The organism is Neisseria sp. P0021.S005 (genome assembly GCF_051956955.1).
Genome location: NZ_JBQCWY010000999.1, coordinates 1 through 433, shown reverse-complemented (window position 1 = coordinate 433; position 433 = coordinate 1). Strand labels below are relative to the sequence as shown.

The window sequence follows — 433 nt, the reverse complement described above, 5'->3', positions numbered from 1 at the left end:
CAACCGGCAACATGAAGGCACAAGATGCGCCGACACCGATGACGAATACCAAGACTTGTTCCGGCAGACCCACTTGCGCGGCAATGCTGGCGAAAATAGGCACAAGCAGGGCGGCGGAAGCCGTGTTACTGGTGAACTCAGTAAGGAAGATGATGAAAGTGGCAACCACGAAAATCACCAGCAATGCAGGAGAGTGGGAGAACGTGGAAGCAACTTGCTTACCCAATGCTTCAGATGCGCCGGAAGATGGCAGCAACGCGCTCAAGCTGATACCGCCACCGAAGAGCATCAATACACCCCAGTCGGTATTGCGGGCAACTTCTTTCCATTGCGCCACGCCGAATGCGACGACGGCAACGGCGGCAATCAGGGCAATAACGGTATCAGGGTTGGAAATACCGAATGCGGCTTTGATTTTGGAGCTGAATACCCA

Annotated in this window: 1 protein-coding gene; it reads right to left on the bottom strand. The window is 54.3% G+C overall.

What is annotated here, in order from left to right; genetic code table 11:
- Positions 1-433: SLC13 family permease (locus tag ACTHUE_RS20575; protein ID WP_440424342.1), on the bottom strand; the 433-nt coding region annotated here is incomplete at both ends.